This window comes from Rhizobium indigoferae (assembly GCF_034554815.1).
In the GTDB taxonomy this organism is placed as follows: Bacteria; Pseudomonadota; Alphaproteobacteria; order Rhizobiales; family Rhizobiaceae; genus Rhizobium; species Rhizobium leguminosarum.
Genome location: NZ_CP140635.1, coordinates 2217862 through 2234202, shown reverse-complemented (window position 1 = coordinate 2234202; position 16341 = coordinate 2217862). Strand labels below are relative to the sequence as shown.

Sequence of the window (16341 nt, the reverse complement as noted above, 5' to 3'; positions counted from 1 at the left end):
ACCCTTGGAGCGGAATTCCAGGCCCGCCAACGCGGCGGACCCCGTTCGTCAGGCGCGACGCCGACGAATAGTCTCCGCGCCGACCGCGAGCACGATGACGATGCCGATGATCACTTGCTGCAGGAAGGGCGAGACGTTGAGAAGATTGAGCCCGTTGCGAAGGACGCCAATGATAAGAACACCGATAAGTGTTCCTCCGATACCGCCCGCGCCCCCCGAGAGTGAAGTCCCGCCGATGACGACCGCAGCGATGGTGTCCAACTCATAGCCCAGACCACTGGACGGCTGGACGGAGTCCAGCCTGGCGGCGAGTACGATGCCTGCGAGCCCCGCAAGGACTGAACTTGCGACGTAGACGCCAATCGTCACGAGCGGGACGTTGATACCCGCCAGCCGAGCGACTTCCGGATTTCCTCCCACCGCGTAGAGCATGCGACCTTCGGACCGGAAGTGCAGGAAAAGCCACGCCGCAAGAACAACCGCAAGCATGAGAAACACAGTGGCAGTCAACACGCCGAAATGGCGATCGATTGCCAGCATCATGAACCAGTCGGGGAATCCCACGATCTGCTGGCCGTCCGTGATCATATTTGCGACGCCGCGAGCCGCGGACATCATTGCAAGAGTGGCAATAAACGCTGGAACCCTGAACTGCGTCACCAGTAGTCCGACGATCAGCCCCGAAACGCCCGATGCGACCAGAGCAAAAGCGATCCCGACCGGCAGCGGTAGGCCGGCGACATTCGCAGTCCAGCCCATGACCATCATCGCAAGAGCGAGTGCCGAGCCGACGGAGAGATCGATGCCGCCGATCAGAATGACAAAGGTCATTCCGACGGCCATGATGCCGAGAACCGTGATCTGATCGAGGATGTTGAGGCCGTTCCGAACCGACAGAAACGTGTCGGTGCTGACGCTCAGAAAGACGCAAAGCGCGAGCAGCCCCACGAGTGGGCCGGTGGCGCCCTTGAGCTTGCTCAACCAGGCGCCGGACGAAAGCCTGTGTTCATTGATATCAAGCGCCACCATTGTTCCTCCCTATGCGTAGGCTGATCGCTAATTCGTTCGAAGAATAAATATTCACCGATGCTGGAAAATTCATTAACAAGTTGCCTTTCGGCTGTCAATAGGATTTTCTGGGCTTGCAACTGCCGGTGCACCGCTTAAGGGGGCTTGACTAATCGGTGTCTTGTGCAAAAATATTGATAACTGAATATTTATGCATGAGAGGAACCCATGAATACGACAGAACTCGAGCGGGTCGCTCGCGAGATCCGATTGCGCGATCTCCAGGCGGTCTTTGAAGCGGGCGCCGGCCATATTGGCGGGGAGATGTCGGTTATCGACATTTTGACTGCCCTCTATTTTCGTGTGCTGAATGTTTGGCCCGATCAGCCGAAGCACCCCGACCGCGACAGGTTCGTTCTTTCGAAGGGACATACTGCATGCGCTCTGTATGTGACGCTCGCAAAACGTGGCTTCATCCCGGAGGAAGAGATTTCCACCTTTTTGCAGCCGCATTCGAGGCTGAACGGGCATCCAAATTGCAACAAGGTCCCTGGCGTCGAAACGAATACCGGGCCGCTCGGCCACGGTCTTCCAGTTGCAATAGGAATGGCAAAAGCCGCCAAGCTCTCGGGCGCAAAATATCACACTTACGTCGTCACCGGCGACGGTGAGATGCAGGAGGGCTCCAACTGGGAAGCGATCATGGCGGCCGCGCAGTTCAAGCTCGATAACTTGACGCTGGTCATCGACCACAACAGGTTCCAGCAGGGCGCGGCCCTGGCGGAAACCAACGATCTCGCCCCGCTTCGTCCGAAGCTTGAAGCTTTCGATTGGGAAGTCACCGAGATCAATGGGAACAATATGAGCGAAGTCGTTTCAGCCCTCGAACAACGGGCATCGAGGCCGCATTGCATCGTCGCCCACACCAACAAGGGGCATGGAATCTCGTTCATGCAAGACCGAGTCGACTGGCACCACAAGGTACCGAGCAAGGAACAATACGAAATCGCATTGGCAGAATTGTCGGAGGCACTGTAATGAACGCGCCAATAAACGCACCCAAGCTCTACGATTGCCGCGACGCATTCGCCACTACGCTTGAGCGGCTGGCAGCCGAAAACGAAACAATCGTTGCCGTCTGCAACGACTCCGTGGGTTCCTCCAAACTCGGCGGCTTCAAGGCGAAGTTTGCAGAGCGCCTCGTCAATGTCGGTATCGCCGAGCAGAACATGGTGGGGGTTGGAGCAGGCCTCGCCAATGGCGGACGCCTTCCGTTCGTGTGCGCCGCCGCTCCGTTTCTAACGGGACGGTCGCTGGAGCAGATCAAGGCCGATATTTCGTATTCGAATGCCAACGTCAAGCTGGTCGGCATTTCTTCTGGAATGGCGTATGGCGAACTCGGCCCGACCCATCACTCGATCGAGGACTTCGCCTGGACGCGGGTTCTGCCTAATCTCCCGGTCATTGCGCCTTGTGACCGCATCGAAACAGCTGCTGCGGTTGAGTGGGCCGCGGCCTACAAAGGCCCCTGTTTCCTGCGCCTGTCTCGCGTGGGTGTGCCTGATCTCCTTCCGGAGGGTCACAAGTTCGAACTTGGCAAGGCAAACCTCCTTCGCCAGGGTTTTGACGTCACCCTTATCGCAAACGGCACTTTGACTCATCGAATCCTAAAGGCTGCCGAGATCCTCGCAGAACGCGGTATCAACGCCAGAGTGCTCAACCTTGCAACGGTTCGTCCGATCGACGAGGACGCCATCATCGCGGCGGCGAAGGAAACCGGAGCGATCGTCACAGCCGAAGAGCATTCGATCTTTGGCGGGCTCGGTTCCGCGGTCGCCGAAGTGGTGGTCGACAATGCTCCAGTCCCGATGAAACGTCTCGGAGTTCCCGGCGTCTACGCTCCGACCGGTTCGGCAGAGTTCCTGCTCGACGAATTCGGGATGGCGCCGTTCGCAATCGCCGACGCGGCGCAGTCGCTGATCAGGCGCAAGTAACTGGGATCACATGATCAGCCCGGATGCCTTTTGTCGTCCCGGCTGCCGTCTGATCTGGGGAGGATAGAATGCGGGCAATTCTGGCAATTGACCAGGGCACCACCAATTCAAAGGCAGTTCTCGTTTCCGAAAAGGGAGAAATTGTTGGCAGAGGTTCGGCTCCAGTCGGCATCGCCTATCCGAAACCAGGCTGGGTCGAACAAGACCCACGGCGGCTCTACGCATCCGTCTGCGAGGCGATCGACGCCTGCCTGAAGGCCGCCCCCGACGTCATTGTCGAGGCCGTGGCGATTTCCAATCAGCGCGAATCAGTCACGGCCTGGGACGCCGAAACGGGAGAAGCACTTGGACCGGTGGTAAGCTGGCAGTGCCGTCGAACGGCACAGGATTGCGAACGTCTCATTGTCGAAGGCCACCTTGACCGTGTGCAGGCGCTCACAGGCCTGCCACTGGATCCGATGTTCCCGGGTTCGAAATTCCGATGGCTGCTCGACCGTATGCCGGCCGGGCGATCGGTGCGGCTGGGAACGGTCGACAGTTGGCTCGTCCACTGCCTGACGGGTGGGCGCCGGCATGTCTGCGATGCTTCCAATGCCGCCAGGAGCCAGTTGTTCGATCTCCAGGAGCAGAGATGGAGCAAGGAACTTGGCGAGATTTTCGGCGTGGATATCGCGCTCCTCCCTGAAGTACTCGACAGCTCTGCCGACTTCGGCAGGACGCAAGGGTTGCCAGGCGTGCCGGATGGAACTCCGATAATGGCCGCGATCGGAGACAGCCATGCTGCGCTGTTCGGCCATGGCGCATTCAAGCCGGGTGATGGCAAGGTAACCTTTGGAACCGGCTCTTCTATCATGACGACGCTTCCGCGATTTATTCCCCCACGCAACGGCGTCACAACGACCGTCGCATGGCGTCTCGGGGGAAAGCCGACTTTCGCTTTCGAAGGCAATATTCTCGTTTGCGCCGCCAGTCTCCCCTGGATGGCAGGCATTCTCGGCCTTTCAGACGTGGCGGCCCTTGTCGAACTTGCGGCGAGCGCCGAACCGGGCGGACCGGGCTTCGTGCCAGCATTCGTGGGACTGGGCGCACCCTATTGGAACTCGGACGCCCGTGCCCTGTTCTCCCAGATCAACTTCAATACGACACGTGCGCAAATGGCGCGGTCGGTAACCGACTCGATCGCCTTCCAGGTGCACGACGTGATCGCCGCCATGCGTGCACAAAGCGGCGGCGAGCTCGGGGCGCTCTATGTAGACGGCGGACCGAGCCAGAACCGGTTCCTGATGCAGTGTGTCTCGAACCTCATCGAACATCCCGTGATCCAATGCGAAGCACCCGAGGCGTCGGCTTTGGGAGCCGCATATCTCGCGGGTCTCTCACTTGGCTTGTGGAGCGATCTTCATGTTATCGCAGAGCTGCCCCGGAGCTCGCATATCATTGACCCGGAACCCGTGGATCGAGCGGTGCTTCTGAATACATGGAGTGATGCACTTGCCCGCTCGACGTCCCGCGAAACAACGGCTAATGATGAATAAAAATTCACCCTAGGATTAGCGATGACTCGCCTCAATGAACTCCGCCTCATCTCAAGGGTCGCCCAGATGTACCATTTGGAGGGACGGCGACAGGCGGAGATCGCAGAGCACCTTCGCCTGTCGCAGGCGACGGTGTCGCGCATGCTCAAGCGTGCAGAGGCTGAAGATATTGTCCGAACCAGCGTGACGCCCCCCGTTGGCACCTACAGCGAGCTCGAGGGCGCGCTTCGCGAGAAATATGATCTGCCGGAGGCGATCGTCGTGGAGTGCACGGAAGATCGGGATGGAGCCATCATGGCCCGTATCGGAGAGGCAGCGGCTCATCTCTTGGAGGTGACGCTTGCGCCAGGGGAGATCATCGGCGTTTCGAGTTGGAGCCAGACCATCTCCAAGATGGTCGAGAACATTCATCCGCTGAAGAGCGCTCAGGCGAAATACGTCGTCCAAACCCTTGGAGGCATGGGCGATCCTTCAGTCCAGACGCATGCGACGCAGCTTACCACGCGGCTTGCTCGCCTGACCGGCGCTGAGCCAAAACTGCTCGCTGTGCAGGGCGTTACGACGTCCAGAGAGGCAAAATTTCTTATGCAGGCCGATCCATACGTTCGGGAGACGATGGACTTGTTCGGCAGCATAACGCTTGCGATTGTCGGAATCGGAGCAGTCGAACCGTCCGAACTTCTCGCACGGTCCGGCAACATCTTTTCGTCTCGCGAACTCTCTGATCTCGCGGAAGCGGGAGCCGTCGGCGATATCTCACTTCGTTTCTTCGATAAAAACGGCAAGCCGGTCAAGACACCCCTGGACGACCGGGTCATAGGGCTTCCACTCGAGGATCTCGAACGGGTGGACCGGGTCATTGCTCTTGCCGGCGGGTCCAAAAAGACTGACGCTATCGCAGGGGCGCTCCGCGTGGGGGTCATCGACATGCTTGTTACGGACAAGTTTACCGCGCAGCGATTGATCAACTGATGAGGCAGACTTATTTTGGCAGCCTCAATGCGCTGTCCCATCCACGATCACATGATCGTGGTCCATCGAGCATTTCTCCACCCGGGCCTCGACCCTGTAGATCTCCCGCAGCATTTCGGCGGTGACGACGTCGCGGGGGGTGCCGCAGGCGTGCATGCGGCCGTTGGCGATGACCAGGACCTTGTCGGCGAAGCGAAGGGCCTGGTTGAGGTCGTGAATGGCGATCAGGACGATCATGCCCTTGGCGCGGGCCTGGCGGCGCATGAAGTCGAGGACTTCGACCTGGCGGTGAAGGTCGAGCGCGCTTGTTGGTTCGTCCATCAGCATGATCTCAGGCTCGCGGACCAGGGCCTGGGCGATCGAGACCAGCTGGCGCTGGCCGCCGGAAAGCGCGCCGAGATCGCGGAAGGCGATGGCGGTGATATCAAGCGCCTTCATGATCTCGTCGATGAAGCGCAGGTCGCTGTCGCTGACAGCCCAGGACTGGCCCTGCTTGCGGGCAAGCAGGATGGATTCGTAGACCGTCAGCACCGCGTTTGCCGAGGTATCCTGCGGCATGTAGCTGATGGCGTTTTTTGTCTTAGAGCCTTCGACGACGACACGGCCAGGCCCTTTGAGCAGGCCGGTGATGCGCTTGAAAAGCGTCGACTTGCCGGCGGCGTTCGGGCCGATCACCGCCACGACCTCACCCGACTTCATCATCGGCGTGGTCACGTCTTCGACGAAAAGCTTACGGCCGTGATAGGCGCCGACTGACTGCAACTGTAGTGCTACCACGACCGGCTCCTGTTCGAGAGGATGAGCGAGAAGAAGAAGGGTACGCCAACCAGCGCGGTGATGATGCCGATCGGGAAGACGACGCCTGGTATGATCGACTTCGAGACGATCGAGGTCAGCGAGAGCAGCAGCGCGCCCGACAAGATCGATCCCGGCAGGAAGAAGCGCTGATCCTCGCCGAGGATCATGCGCGCGATATGCGGCCCGACGAGGCCGACGAAGCCGATCGTCCCGACGAAGCTCACAGGCACAGCGGCAAGCAGCGAGACCACAAGCATGGTTTCGAGCCGGATGCGGCGGACATTGACGCCGAAGCTTGCAGCCTTGTCCTCGCCGAGGCGGATGGCGGTCAGCGCCCAGGCGTTGCGGGCAAAGAGCGGAAGTGCTGCCAACAGGACGGCAAGCGTCACCCAGATCTTCGGCCAGGTGGCCTTGGTGAGGCTGCCCATCGTCCAGAAGACGACGGCCGACAGCGCCTGTTCGGAGGCCAGATATTGCAGGAAGGCGAGAGCCGCATTGAAGGTGAAGACCAGCGCGATGCCGAGCAGCACCACCGTCTGCACCGAGACGCCACGGGCTTGCGAGATGAAATGGATGAAGAGTGTGGCGATCAGCGCCATGATGAAGGCATTGACCGGCACCAGCAGCCCGGCCGCTACAGGCAGAAGCGGAACGCTGGTGACGATGGCAAGTGCGGCACCGAAACTTGCTGCTGCCGAAATGCCGAGCGTGAAGGGGCTGGCGAGCGGATTGGCGAGGATCGTCTGCATCTGCGCACCGGCGACGGAGAGCGATGCACCGACGACGATCGCCATCACGGCAACCGGCATGCGGATGCCCCAGACGACGGCGCGCACCTGATCCGAAACCGAGGAGGGGTCGAGAAGGGCAGCGACGACTTCATTGAGACTATAGCGGGCCGGGCCCCAGGCGAGATCGACCGCAAAGGACAGGCAGAGCGCTGCCGTCATGGCGGCAAGGATTAGAAGCTTGCGCCGGGCGAGGGCGCGGTAGCGCTCCCTCCCGGCTTCGGCATCAATCGATATGGCGGCGATCTCGGCCATCTCGGATTACTGACCCGCCTTGGTGTCGACCCAGTAACCCGGCTGGTAAGCGACCGGCAGGAATTTTTCGTGGAATTCCTTGAAGGTGGCGTCGGGATCGAGATCGGCAAAGAGGTTCGGATGGAACCACTTGGCCAGCTGCTGGACGGCGACGAACTGGTAGGGGCTGGTATAGAACTGATGCCAGATCGCATGGACATTGCCGCCGGCAACCGCCCTGGAGCCGGTGAAGGAAGGGTTTTCCATCAGCATGTTCAGCGCTTTGCGGCTGTCGTCGAAGGTGGCGGCAGCATTGGGACCGACATTCACATAATCCTTGGCATTCTTGGTCTGGCTCCAGTTGGAGCCGGTGACGACGATGACGTCAGGATTGGAGGCGACGACCTGCTCGGCATTGATCGAGCCGGTATAGCCCGGCGGGAAATCGGAGCCGAGATTGTGGCCGCCGGCCCAATCGACCATCAGGCCGAAATTGTCGGGACCGAAGGTGCCGCAGCATTCGACCAGGCCTGCGGCGCGATACATGAAGACATTTGGCTTCGGTGGATTGGCGGCCTTCAGCTTGTCGGTGACGCGGGCCATCTGCTCTTTCCAGAAGCTGGCGACGGCTTCGGCGCGATCCTCATGGCCGAAGATCTGGCCGAGGATCTTCAGGCTCGGCTCGGTGTTGGCGAGGATATGCTCGCGGAAATCGATGTAGACGATCTTCACGCCGATGCCGTTCAGCATGTCTTCGAGCTTCACCTCGTCAGCGGCCGCCTTGTTGCCGATCGGCAGCAGCAGCACATCGGGATGAAGCTTGACGACCGTCTCGGTCTGCAGCGTGCCATCGGTCAGGTTACCGAGGAAGGGCAGGTCCTTGCCCTTCGGAAATTTCTCGACATAGGCGTTGAAGCCGTCCTTGTCGGTGGTCCAGAGATCGTTGCGCCAGCCGACGATCTTGGCGAAGGGATCTTCCTTCTCGATCGGTGCGACGGCGTAGAGCATGCGGCCTTCCCCAAGGATCACACGTTCGACCGGCTTGTCGAAGGTCACTTCGCGGCCCGCGACATCCTTGACGGTGAAGGATTGCGCCCAGGCCGAAAGCGGCATCAGGCTCGCAATCGCCGCTGCGGAGACTGCGAGTATTTTCACGAAATTCATCTGGAAATTCCCCCGAGGTCTGAATAATGTCCGCAGGCATAAGAAATATGACTTTATGAATCAAGTTATATGTTTTAGAGCGTTTCCAAACTGATCCGATGCCGGGGTGCCTCAGATGAATTCCATGAACACGAACTACTCCATCCGCGATGAAATCCGCGACTTCTGGTCGGAACGGGCGGCAACCTTCGATCAGAGCGTCGGCCATGAAATCTTTTCGGAAGCGGAGCGGAAAGGCTGGCAGCGGCTGATCAGAAAGCATCTGGGTGAGGGCCAAGGTCGCGCGGCACTCGATCTTGCCTGCGGCACCGCCGTCATCTCGCATCTGATGCATGGTGCCGGCTTTGCAGTCACCGGCCTCGACTGGTCGGATGCAATGCTGGCGCAGGCGCGCGCCAAGGCGAAGAAACGCGGCACCGATATCCGCTTCGTGTCCGGCGACGCCGAAAACACGATGGAACCACGGGGAAGCTACGACGTCATCACCAACCGGCATCTCGTCTGGACGCTGGTGGACCCGGCTTCTGCCTTCAAGGAATGGTTCGCGGTACTGAAGCCGGGCGGCAAGGTGCTGATCCTCGACGGCAATATGGCTAGGGAAACCTGGGTCAAGGGCCTGCAGAAGCTCTGGACGAAGGTGACCGGCAAGCCGGCGGCGAGCCACATGACGCCGGAGATGATGGCGCGGCACCAGAAGATCCGCTCACGCGTCCATTTCTCCAGCCAGATGCCGGCCGAAGCGGTCGTCGATCTTCTGCGCCAAGCCGGATTTACAGACATCGTCGTCGACCGCAAGCTTGGGGATATCCATTGGGCTCAGGCCCGCAAGATGCCGTTCCTGCGCGGGCTCGAGCGCATGGTGCAGGAGCGGTTTGCGATTTGTGCGCGTAAGCCTGGGTGATGGGTTGTTCATCGGCGCCGCACGTCTCTTCTCCCCGCTCGGGAGAAGGGGGATGTGGCACCGACGCGCGTCCTCTTTTGGGTCTTGGTGCGGCGGCTATGGTTAGGGGAGCTTGCCGTACCGTATCCCGGCCCTTCGCGGGGCTCAGGGCGTTCGGCGCTGCGATCGATTCACTGGATCGATCGCTCCCGCTTTGCGGGACCGCGCCTCACCCACCGGTGACACTCATATGCCGCGCCACCGCAGGGCGGTTATGGGTGCGGTCGATGATGAAGTCGTGGCCTTTGGGTTTGCGGGTGATGGCCTCGTCGATGGCGGCGTGGAGGAGGGCATCGTCTTCAGTGGCGCGGAGTGCCGCGCGGAGATCGGCGGCGTCGTTCTGGCCGAGGCACATGTAGAGCGTGCCGGTGCAGGTGAGGCGCACGCGGTTGCAGCTCTCGCAGAAATTATGGGTCATCGGCGTGATGAAGCCGAGGCGGCCGCCGGTTTCCTCGACCCTGACGTAACGCGCCGGGCCGCCGGTCTGGTAATCGATGTCGACAAGGGTGAACTGGTCTTCGAGATCGGCGCGCAGTTTCGAAAGCGGCAGATACTGGTCGGTGCGGTCTTCTTCGATCTCGCCCATCGGCATGGTCTCGATGACGGTCAAATCCATGCCGCGACCGTGGGCGAAGCGCAGAAGCTCCGGCATCTCGGCATCGTTGAAATCCTTCAGCGCCACGGCGTTGAGCTTGACCTTCAGCCCGGCTTTCTGAGCCGCATCGATGCCTTCCATGACCTTTGCGAAATCGCCCCAGCGGGTGATCTTGCGGAACTTGTCGGGGTCGAGCGTGTCGAGTGAAACATTGATGCGGCGCACGCCGCAATCATAAAGCTCCTCGGCATGGCGGGAAAGCTGCGAGCCATTGGTCGTCAGCGTCAGCTCATCGAGGCCGGAACCGATTTTCTGGCCGAGTTGGCGCACCAGATACATGATGTTCTTGCGCACCAAAGGTTCGCCGCCAGTCAGCCTGATCTTGCTGACACCCTTGGCAATGAAGGCGGAACAGAGCCGGTCGAGCTCTTCCAGCGTCAAGAGATCCTTCTTCGGCAGGAAGGTCATGTTTTCCGCCATGCAATAGGTGCAGCGGAAATCGCAGCGGTCGGTGACGGAGACACGGAGATAGGTGACCGCCCGCCCGAAGGGGTCGATCATCGGGTCCGCACCTGCCACCAGCGGCGATGCATTACCTATCGTTCCAACTCTGCTGTTCACCTGTATCTCCGTACTCTCGTCAATGTGGGCATATGCTATTGTCGCGTCAAGGGAAACAGCCCGCGCGAGCATGCCAATTTCAGCTTGCGCTGAAAAAGATCAGCGCCTACTCCTCGCATGAGAAGAGGACAAAATGATGAGCGATATCTGGCCGAGCGAACTTCGCGTCTCGAAAGACAGGCAGCGGCTGGTGGTGACCTTCAACGACGGCCAGAGCTTCGACCTGTCGGCAGAGCTCTTGCGTGTGCTGTCGCCCTCGGCCGAGGTGCAGGGCCACGGGCCAGGGCAGAAGGTGACGGTGCCCGGCAAACGCAATGTCGCGATCATCTCGATGATGCCGACCGGCAATTACGCCGTTCGGATCGGCTTCGACGACATGCACGATACCGGCATCTACACCTGGACCTATCTGCGCGAGCTCGGCGAACGCGGCGCTGAGCTGTTTTCCGCCTACGAGGACGAGCTCAGCGAAAAGGGCATGAACCGCGACACGGCGGAGAAGCCGCGCTGAGGGTCACGAGAGCGCCGCTATCGCTTTCAATCCACACATAATTCCAGCCATCGGGGGGCCATATGGCGAAAACGAACGGAAAGAACTGGCTGCGCGCCAAGGGCAGCGCCAGCGGCAGCAAGGTGACCTTCCTCGAACTGTTCTTCGACCTGGTCTTCGTCTTTTCGATCTCGCAGCTCTCGCATGCGCTCGCCGCCCACTATACGCCGCTCGGTGCTGCCGAAGCGGCGCTGATGACCTTCGCCGTTTGGTGGGTGTGGATCTTCACCGCCTGGGTGACGAACTGGCTCGATCCCGAGAAAATGCCGGTGCGCGGCATGCTGGTGGCGCTGATGATGCTCGGGTTGCTGCTGTCTGCCTCCATCCCCGAGGCCTTTGGCGACAAGGGGCTGCTGTTTGCCGGCGCCTATGTGGCGATGCAGGTCGGGCGCTCGCTGTTTACGACCTATGCGATGACGCGCGTCGACCGCCCCAACACGCTGAATTTCGTCCGCATCACCACCTGGCTCGTGGCAGCATCGGTTTTCTGGATTGCCGGCGGGCTGCTCGAGCATGAAGCCCGGCTGATCGCCTGGGTGATTGCGCTGGCGATCGAATATGCCGGGCCGGCCGCGGGCTTTGCCGTGCCGGGGCTCGGCCGCTCGACGGCGCGGGACTGGGACGTTTCCGGCGCGCATATGGCCGAACGCTGTGCGCTCTTCGTCATCATCTGCCTCGGCGAAGCGATCCTCGTTTCCGGCCGCACCTTTTCGGAGCTGCCGTTCTCCGGGCTGACCAGCGTCGTGTTCGTCACCGGCTTCATCGGCACGGTCGCCATGTGGTGGCTCTATTTCCGCTTCGGCCACGGGCGCGCCGCCCACCGCATCGAGCATGAAGAGACGCCGGGCAGCTTGGCGCGGCAGGCCTTCACCTATGGGCATATCCCGATTCTTGCCGGCATCATCGTCCATGCGGTGGCGGTCGAGTTCATGTTCTCGCATCCGCATGAGACCGGCAATCTCGGCATCGCCGCGGCCGTCCTCGGCGGCTCTGGCCTGTTCCTGATCGGCAATCTCTGGTTCAAGGGCGCGACCAGTGGCCAGCTGCCGCTATCACATCTGGCCGGCCTCGTGTTTCTGATCCTGCTCGCCTTCGCAGCACCCTTCATCGAGGTCTATTTGATGGGCATTCTGGCGACGCTCGTGCTGATCATCGTCGCCGCCTGGGAATATCGCTCGCTGACCGGCACGACGGCGGCGCCGACGCTGCATTGAACATCAGTCCTCGTCGCGCAGATCTTTCATCAGCACCGTGACGATCCGCTCCATCGAATCGGCGGTCGCCATGCATTGCTCGATCGGCTCGTCCGATAGCACGCGGTCGATGAGGCCGGTCTGGATGGCCATGGCTTCCTCACTGAGCTTCCGACCCTCTGGTGTCAAATAGAGGCGCAGCACGCGCTTGTCTCGCTCGTCATCGCGGCGAAGGAGCAGACCGCGCTTCTCCATCTGCGGCAAGAGCATGCTCATATTGGAGCGGCCGACCAGCAGCTTGCGCGCCAGCTCCTGCTGCGAAATGCCTTCGAAACGGTAGAGATTGACCAGGATATCGAGGTGCGGCGGCTTGATGTCGAGATCGGCAAGCGAGCGGGCCAATGACTGCTGCATCAGCTGGCAGGCGCGAGCCACCGCGATCCAACTGCGAAAACGCGGATGATCCCAGGGAAGGGATTGATTTTTGTTCATCGTTGTACTTTATTGTTCGGTGTTGAACAGTCTTTTGGAATCCCACTATGACAAACTTTGCGCTTGACGTCACCCGCCTCGGGTTTTCGGCTCTACAGGCGGTTTCGCCTGATCTGGCAGGCAGAGCGGCGTTCCAGCTGTTCTGCCGGACGCCGTCGACAAAGCCGAAGGGAGCAAAGGCGAAGGCGGCGCATGCAGCGGGTGCGGCCCGGCTTGCCGGCGCCGAACGCTTCACCCTCAGGCTTGCCGGCGGGCGCCAAGCGCATGCCTATCGGCTGAACGGCGGGGCGAGGGGCAAACGCAAGCGCTACCTGGTGACGCATGGCTGGGGCTCTAGCGCCGCATATATGGCCGAACTCGTCTCGATGCTTTCGGCAACGGGAGCGGAGGTCGTGGCGCTCGATTTTCCCGGCCACGGCCGTTCCGGGGGGCGCTTCCTGCATATGGGGCTTGCGGTCGAGACGATTGCGGCGGCCGAAGCGCGGTTTGGCGCATTCGATGCGGCGATCGGTCATTCCTTCGGCGGTGCGGCGCTGATGGTCTCGGCAGCGGGGCTGCTGCCTGGCGTGGCGCCTGTCACCGGCGAGAGACTGGTGCTGATCGGCGCGCCGAGCGAGATGGGCTGGCTGTTTACCGATTTCGGCGGGATGATCGGCCTTCTGCCTGCAGCGCAAAGGGCGTTGGAGAATGAGGTTCATCGCGTCACCGGACGGAGACTGGAGGATTTCGACGCCAGCGAGGCGGCGGGCGAGATCGGCCGCCCCGTGCTCGTCATCCATGCCGAGGACGACAAGGAGGTGTCGTCTCTCCATGCCAGGCGCTACGGCGCGGCGGGAAAGGGCGTTCGGCTTCTCTGGGCGAACGGCTTCGGCCACCGTCGCATCATCGGCGCCGCACCGGTTCTTGCCGCGATCGCGGCATTTCTCGAAGGCGATCTGCGCGTGGGTGAAGCTCTTGATCAAAGCATCAAAAAAGATGCGGAGATCATTCCGTTTTTTGAGCTTCCGGCAAGGCGCGCGGCATTGTAGCGTCCGTCGCGAAGATCAAGCCGCGGCGGGACGCCTCATGAAAATCATCAGCAGCATCGAAGAGCTCAACACGATCTATGGCGCCGGACTTTCGCCGGCCTCGGTTACCAAGGTGACGAAGCAATTGACCCCGCTCTATCGTGAGATGATCGAGATCTCACCGTTTGCGGCGCTTGCGACCGTCGGTCCCGAGGGTCTCGACTGTTCGCCGCGCGGCGATCTCGGTGGCGTGGTGCGTGTCATCGACGACGAGACGCTGCATCTGCCGGACTGGCGCGGCAACAACCGGGTCGAGTCGCTCTCCAACATCGTGCGCGATCCGCGGCTGGCGCTTATGTTCCTGATCCCCGGCTCGAACACGACGATGCGCATCAACGGCCGGGGCGTCGTTTCCGACGATGAGGCGCTGCTTTCAAGCTTCGAGATGGACGGCAAACATCCGCGCACCGTCGTCGTCATTTCGATCGACGAGGTCTATTTCCAATGCGCGCGGGCCGTGATGCGGGCCGAGCTCTGGAATGGAGAACACTTCGCCGATCCGGCGACGTTGCCGACGCCAGGACAGATGCTGAAGGCCGCGACCGGCGATTTCGACCAGGAAACCTACGACCGGGAATGGCCGGGGCGGGCGGCAAAGACGATGTGGTAAAGCATCGTCACCGGCGGCTCAGACTACTGACAAAGTCGGCCAACTTCTCTTTCATCCTCGGCCCTGCGCCGAGGATGATGCCGAGTAACAACGAGGTTTGTCGACAACACTAAACCGTCACCTGCCAGTGACAGCGTGCGTGCGGCGCGGGACTGCCGTCAGGTCTTGTAGATCAGCCAGCTCTTGGTGAAATCCTTCTGCATGCCGTCTTGATAGAGGATGGTGCAGTTGCGGCCGGCATTTTTGGCGCCGTAAAGGGCGATGTCGGTTTTGCTATAGAGTTCGCCGGCATCCCCGGCGCTGGATGCCATGCAGATGCCGATCGAGACGGTGACCGGACCGTAATTCACCCGCGTACGGGAGTTCTTGAAGGGCGTCGTCTCCAGCGTGCGACGAATGCGCTCGGCGATCGCGGTCACTTCCTCGGGCGTGTTGCCATCGATGATAAGGGCGAATTCCTCGCCGCCGGTGCGGGCAACGAAGATGTCACGGCGGACATTGCTGCGGATGACGGAGGCGACGGTGGCGAGCACCTTGTCGCCGACCGGATGGCCGTAGGTGTCGTTGATCTTCTTGAAATTGTCGATGTCGCAGAGCAGCAGTGCCGTCACCGGCCGCATGCTCGAATTGTCGAAAATGGCGGCGAGGCGGTCGTCGAAGGCGCGGCGGTTGGAAAGGCGCGTCAGCGAGTCGGTGTTGGCGATGCGCTTGTATTCGTCGAGTTCCTTGCGGACCTGATCCATCTCCTGCGAGCGCTGGACAACGTCCTCGACCGTGCGTTCGCCATGCGCCATGGTGTCGCCGGTCGCCTGGCTCAGGAGATCGATGGCGTTTTCGATCAGTTCGACGCTGGCGTTGCTCTTGGAGGTGATGCGCTTGTGGGTCTCGCCGAGCAGTCTGGTGTAGCTTTCCAACGAGCTCTGCTCCTGCCTGAGAATGCGCAGCAGGCCATCGAGTTCGCCGGCAATGCGCGTATGGGCATCGTCGAAGACACGGGCCGGGCTGTGGGTGAAGTGCTGTGCGCCGAGCGCATCGAGTTCCGCCTGGGTCACCTGGCCGCCGAGGGCCGCCAGCTCGCGGGTGAGGGCTGGATTGGAGCCGATATAGGCCTCGTAGAAGAGTTGGTAATTGCGCGGTATCGGCGCGACGCCCATGGAGCGCATGGCATAGGTGATCTGACCCGCAACGTCGGGAACCGGCACCTTGGGCGCGACAGCCGTATTCATCCGGCGAACTCCTCATATATTCAAAGGCAATATTCTATTTGTTAGCTTAAATTTCTTGGGAAAAGATTAAAGCGATATATACCAAAGATTACATACGACAAATGGCCCATGAGCTAATACTTCGATCAGGCCTATGATTCTCCATGGAAAAACGTATCTTTACTGAGGCAGTGCATACTCGCTGAGCGGGTACAGTGTCTGAAAAACTTACAGTTCTTCTCTGCCGGAGACCGTATTCATCTTGTCGACAGTTGGTTTTGGCCGTTTCGTATTGCAGTCTCGACATCTTTGGGATCGTATTTTCTGCAACGGACCCGATCGTAGCCCGCAAATCAGGGCGTGAGATCGTGGAAACCTCCCGTCATATTTCTTTCGCCATCCTGACCTTCACCGTCGTCGCCGCCGGCGTCTTGCTGCTGGAGCACACCGGCTTCTTCGCCGGCGCTTTCCGCACGGAGATCTTGGCAAGGGTCGATGCCGGGGATGTGGTGAGCGTGGGCGAGGCGGTCACAGCGCAGAACACAAGCGCCTCGGATAAGGCGTCGCCGCGGTAG

17 protein-coding genes are annotated in these 16341 nt (G+C 60.7%); 10 read left to right on the top strand and 7 right to left on the bottom strand.

Going from position 1 to position 16341, the window contains the following annotated elements; all coding sequences use genetic code 11:
* Positions 1 to 48 precede the first annotated feature (48 nt).
* Positions 49 to 1029 (bottom strand): ABC transporter permease, encoded by a 981-nt coding sequence (locus U5G49_RS11360; RefSeq protein ID WP_018446373.1) that lies wholly within the window; start codon positions 1027 to 1029, stop codon positions 49 to 51.
* A 207-nt stretch (positions 1030 to 1236) separates the two neighbouring features.
* Between U5G49_RS11360 and U5G49_RS11355 the strand changes: the two genes are divergently transcribed.
* The 4 genes from U5G49_RS11355 (at position 1237) to U5G49_RS11340 (ending at position 5509) form a co-directional block, all read left to right on the top strand.
* The gene (locus tag U5G49_RS11355; RefSeq protein WP_018446372.1) at positions 1237 to 2046 is read left to right on the top strand and encodes a transketolase; all 810 of its coding nucleotides are present in this window, start codon (positions 1237 to 1239) and stop codon (positions 2044 to 2046) included.
* Positions 2046 to 3002 carry a transketolase family protein gene (locus U5G49_RS11350; RefSeq protein ID WP_130758836.1) on the top strand — a complete coding sequence of 319 codons (957 nt, stop codon included), beginning with the start codon at positions 2046 to 2048 and terminating at the stop codon, positions 3000 to 3002. The genes U5G49_RS11355 and U5G49_RS11350 overlap by 1 nt, the downstream gene beginning before the upstream one ends.
* A gap of 68 nt (positions 3003 to 3070) precedes the next feature.
* A complete protein-coding gene (locus tag U5G49_RS11345) occupies positions 3071 to 4537 on the top strand; it encodes an FGGY family carbohydrate kinase (protein ID WP_130652532.1) in 1467 nt (488 codons plus the stop codon).
* Positions 4538 to 4558: 21 nt separating this feature from the next.
* Positions 4559 to 5509, top strand: a complete 951-nt coding sequence (locus U5G49_RS11340) for a sugar-binding transcriptional regulator (protein ID WP_018446370.1) — start codon at positions 4559 to 4561, stop codon at positions 5507 to 5509.
* A 24-nt stretch (positions 5510 to 5533) separates the two neighbouring features.
* Here U5G49_RS11340 and U5G49_RS11335 read toward each other — a convergent pair whose 3' ends face one another.
* Genes U5G49_RS11335 through U5G49_RS11325 form a run of 3 tightly spaced genes read right to left on the bottom strand, consistent with a single transcriptional unit; the run spans position 5534 to position 8493 of the window.
* Positions 5534 to 6286 carry an ABC transporter ATP-binding protein gene (locus U5G49_RS11335; protein ID WP_130652531.1) on the bottom strand — a complete coding sequence of 251 codons (753 nt, stop codon included), beginning with the start codon at positions 6284 to 6286 and terminating at the stop codon, positions 5534 to 5536.
* Entirely contained in the window at positions 6280 to 7350 is a 1071-nt protein-coding gene (locus tag U5G49_RS11330; protein WP_130758834.1) for a FecCD family ABC transporter permease, read from the bottom strand. The genes U5G49_RS11335 and U5G49_RS11330 overlap by 7 nt, the downstream gene beginning before the upstream one ends.
* 6 nt (positions 7351 to 7356) lie before the next feature.
* Positions 7357 to 8493: an ABC transporter substrate-binding protein gene (locus U5G49_RS11325; protein WP_193445803.1), complete on the bottom strand. Its 1137-nt coding sequence runs from the start codon at positions 8491 to 8493 to the stop codon at positions 7357 to 7359.
* 115 nt (positions 8494 to 8608) lie between these two features.
* On the opposite strand from U5G49_RS11325, the gene U5G49_RS11320 reads away from it, so the two are divergent.
* A complete protein-coding gene (locus tag U5G49_RS11320) occupies positions 8609 to 9394 on the top strand; it encodes a class I SAM-dependent methyltransferase (protein WP_193445802.1) in 786 nt (261 codons plus the stop codon).
* A 208-nt stretch (positions 9395 to 9602) separates the two neighbouring features.
* Here U5G49_RS11320 and moaA read toward each other — a convergent pair whose 3' ends face one another.
* Positions 9603 to 10649, bottom strand: coding sequence for a GTP 3',8-cyclase MoaA (moaA, locus tag U5G49_RS11315; protein ID WP_018242287.1), 1047 nt, complete (start codon positions 10647 to 10649; stop codon positions 9603 to 9605).
* Between the two features lie 136 nt (positions 10650 to 10785).
* On the opposite strand from moaA, the gene U5G49_RS11310 reads away from it, so the two are divergent.
* Positions 10786 to 11160: a gamma-butyrobetaine hydroxylase-like domain-containing protein gene (locus U5G49_RS11310; protein ID WP_032980674.1), complete on the top strand. Its 375-nt coding sequence runs from the start codon at positions 10786 to 10788 to the stop codon at positions 11158 to 11160.
* A gap of 62 nt (positions 11161 to 11222) precedes the next feature.
* Positions 11223 to 12413, top strand: a complete 1191-nt coding sequence (locus tag U5G49_RS11305; protein WP_018446364.1) for a low temperature requirement protein A — start codon at positions 11223 to 11225, stop codon at positions 12411 to 12413.
* Between the two features lie 3 nt (positions 12414 to 12416).
* Here the strand turns inward: U5G49_RS11305 and U5G49_RS11300 are convergent, their stop codons facing one another.
* On the bottom strand, positions 12417 to 12884 hold the full coding sequence (locus U5G49_RS11300; RefSeq protein ID WP_047621350.1) for a MarR family winged helix-turn-helix transcriptional regulator: 468 nt from the start codon (positions 12882 to 12884) through the stop codon (positions 12417 to 12419).
* A 47-nt stretch (positions 12885 to 12931) separates the two neighbouring features.
* Between U5G49_RS11300 and U5G49_RS11295 the strand changes: the two genes are divergently transcribed.
* Both U5G49_RS11295 and U5G49_RS11290 read left to right on the top strand, forming a co-directional pair.
* Positions 12932 to 13912: an alpha/beta hydrolase gene (locus tag U5G49_RS11295; RefSeq protein ID WP_130716509.1), complete on the top strand. Its 981-nt coding sequence runs from the start codon at positions 12932 to 12934 to the stop codon at positions 13910 to 13912.
* A 37-nt stretch (positions 13913 to 13949) separates the two neighbouring features.
* Positions 13950 to 14561, top strand: a complete 612-nt coding sequence (locus U5G49_RS11290; RefSeq protein ID WP_193445801.1) for a pyridoxamine 5'-phosphate oxidase family protein — start codon at positions 13950 to 13952, stop codon at positions 14559 to 14561.
* A gap of 158 nt (positions 14562 to 14719) precedes the next feature.
* On the opposite strand, the gene U5G49_RS11285 is transcribed toward U5G49_RS11290, so the two are convergent.
* Complete coding sequence (locus tag U5G49_RS11285; RefSeq protein ID WP_018242281.1) at positions 14720 to 15787, bottom strand: GGDEF domain-containing protein; 1068 nt, start codon at positions 15785 to 15787, stop codon at positions 14720 to 14722.
* A gap of 347 nt (positions 15788 to 16134) precedes the next feature.
* Between U5G49_RS11285 and U5G49_RS11280 the strand changes: the two genes are divergently transcribed.
* Positions 16135 to 16341 carry a hypothetical protein gene (locus U5G49_RS11280; RefSeq protein WP_018242280.1) on the top strand — a complete coding sequence of 69 codons (207 nt, stop codon included), beginning with the start codon at positions 16135 to 16137 and terminating at the stop codon, positions 16339 to 16341.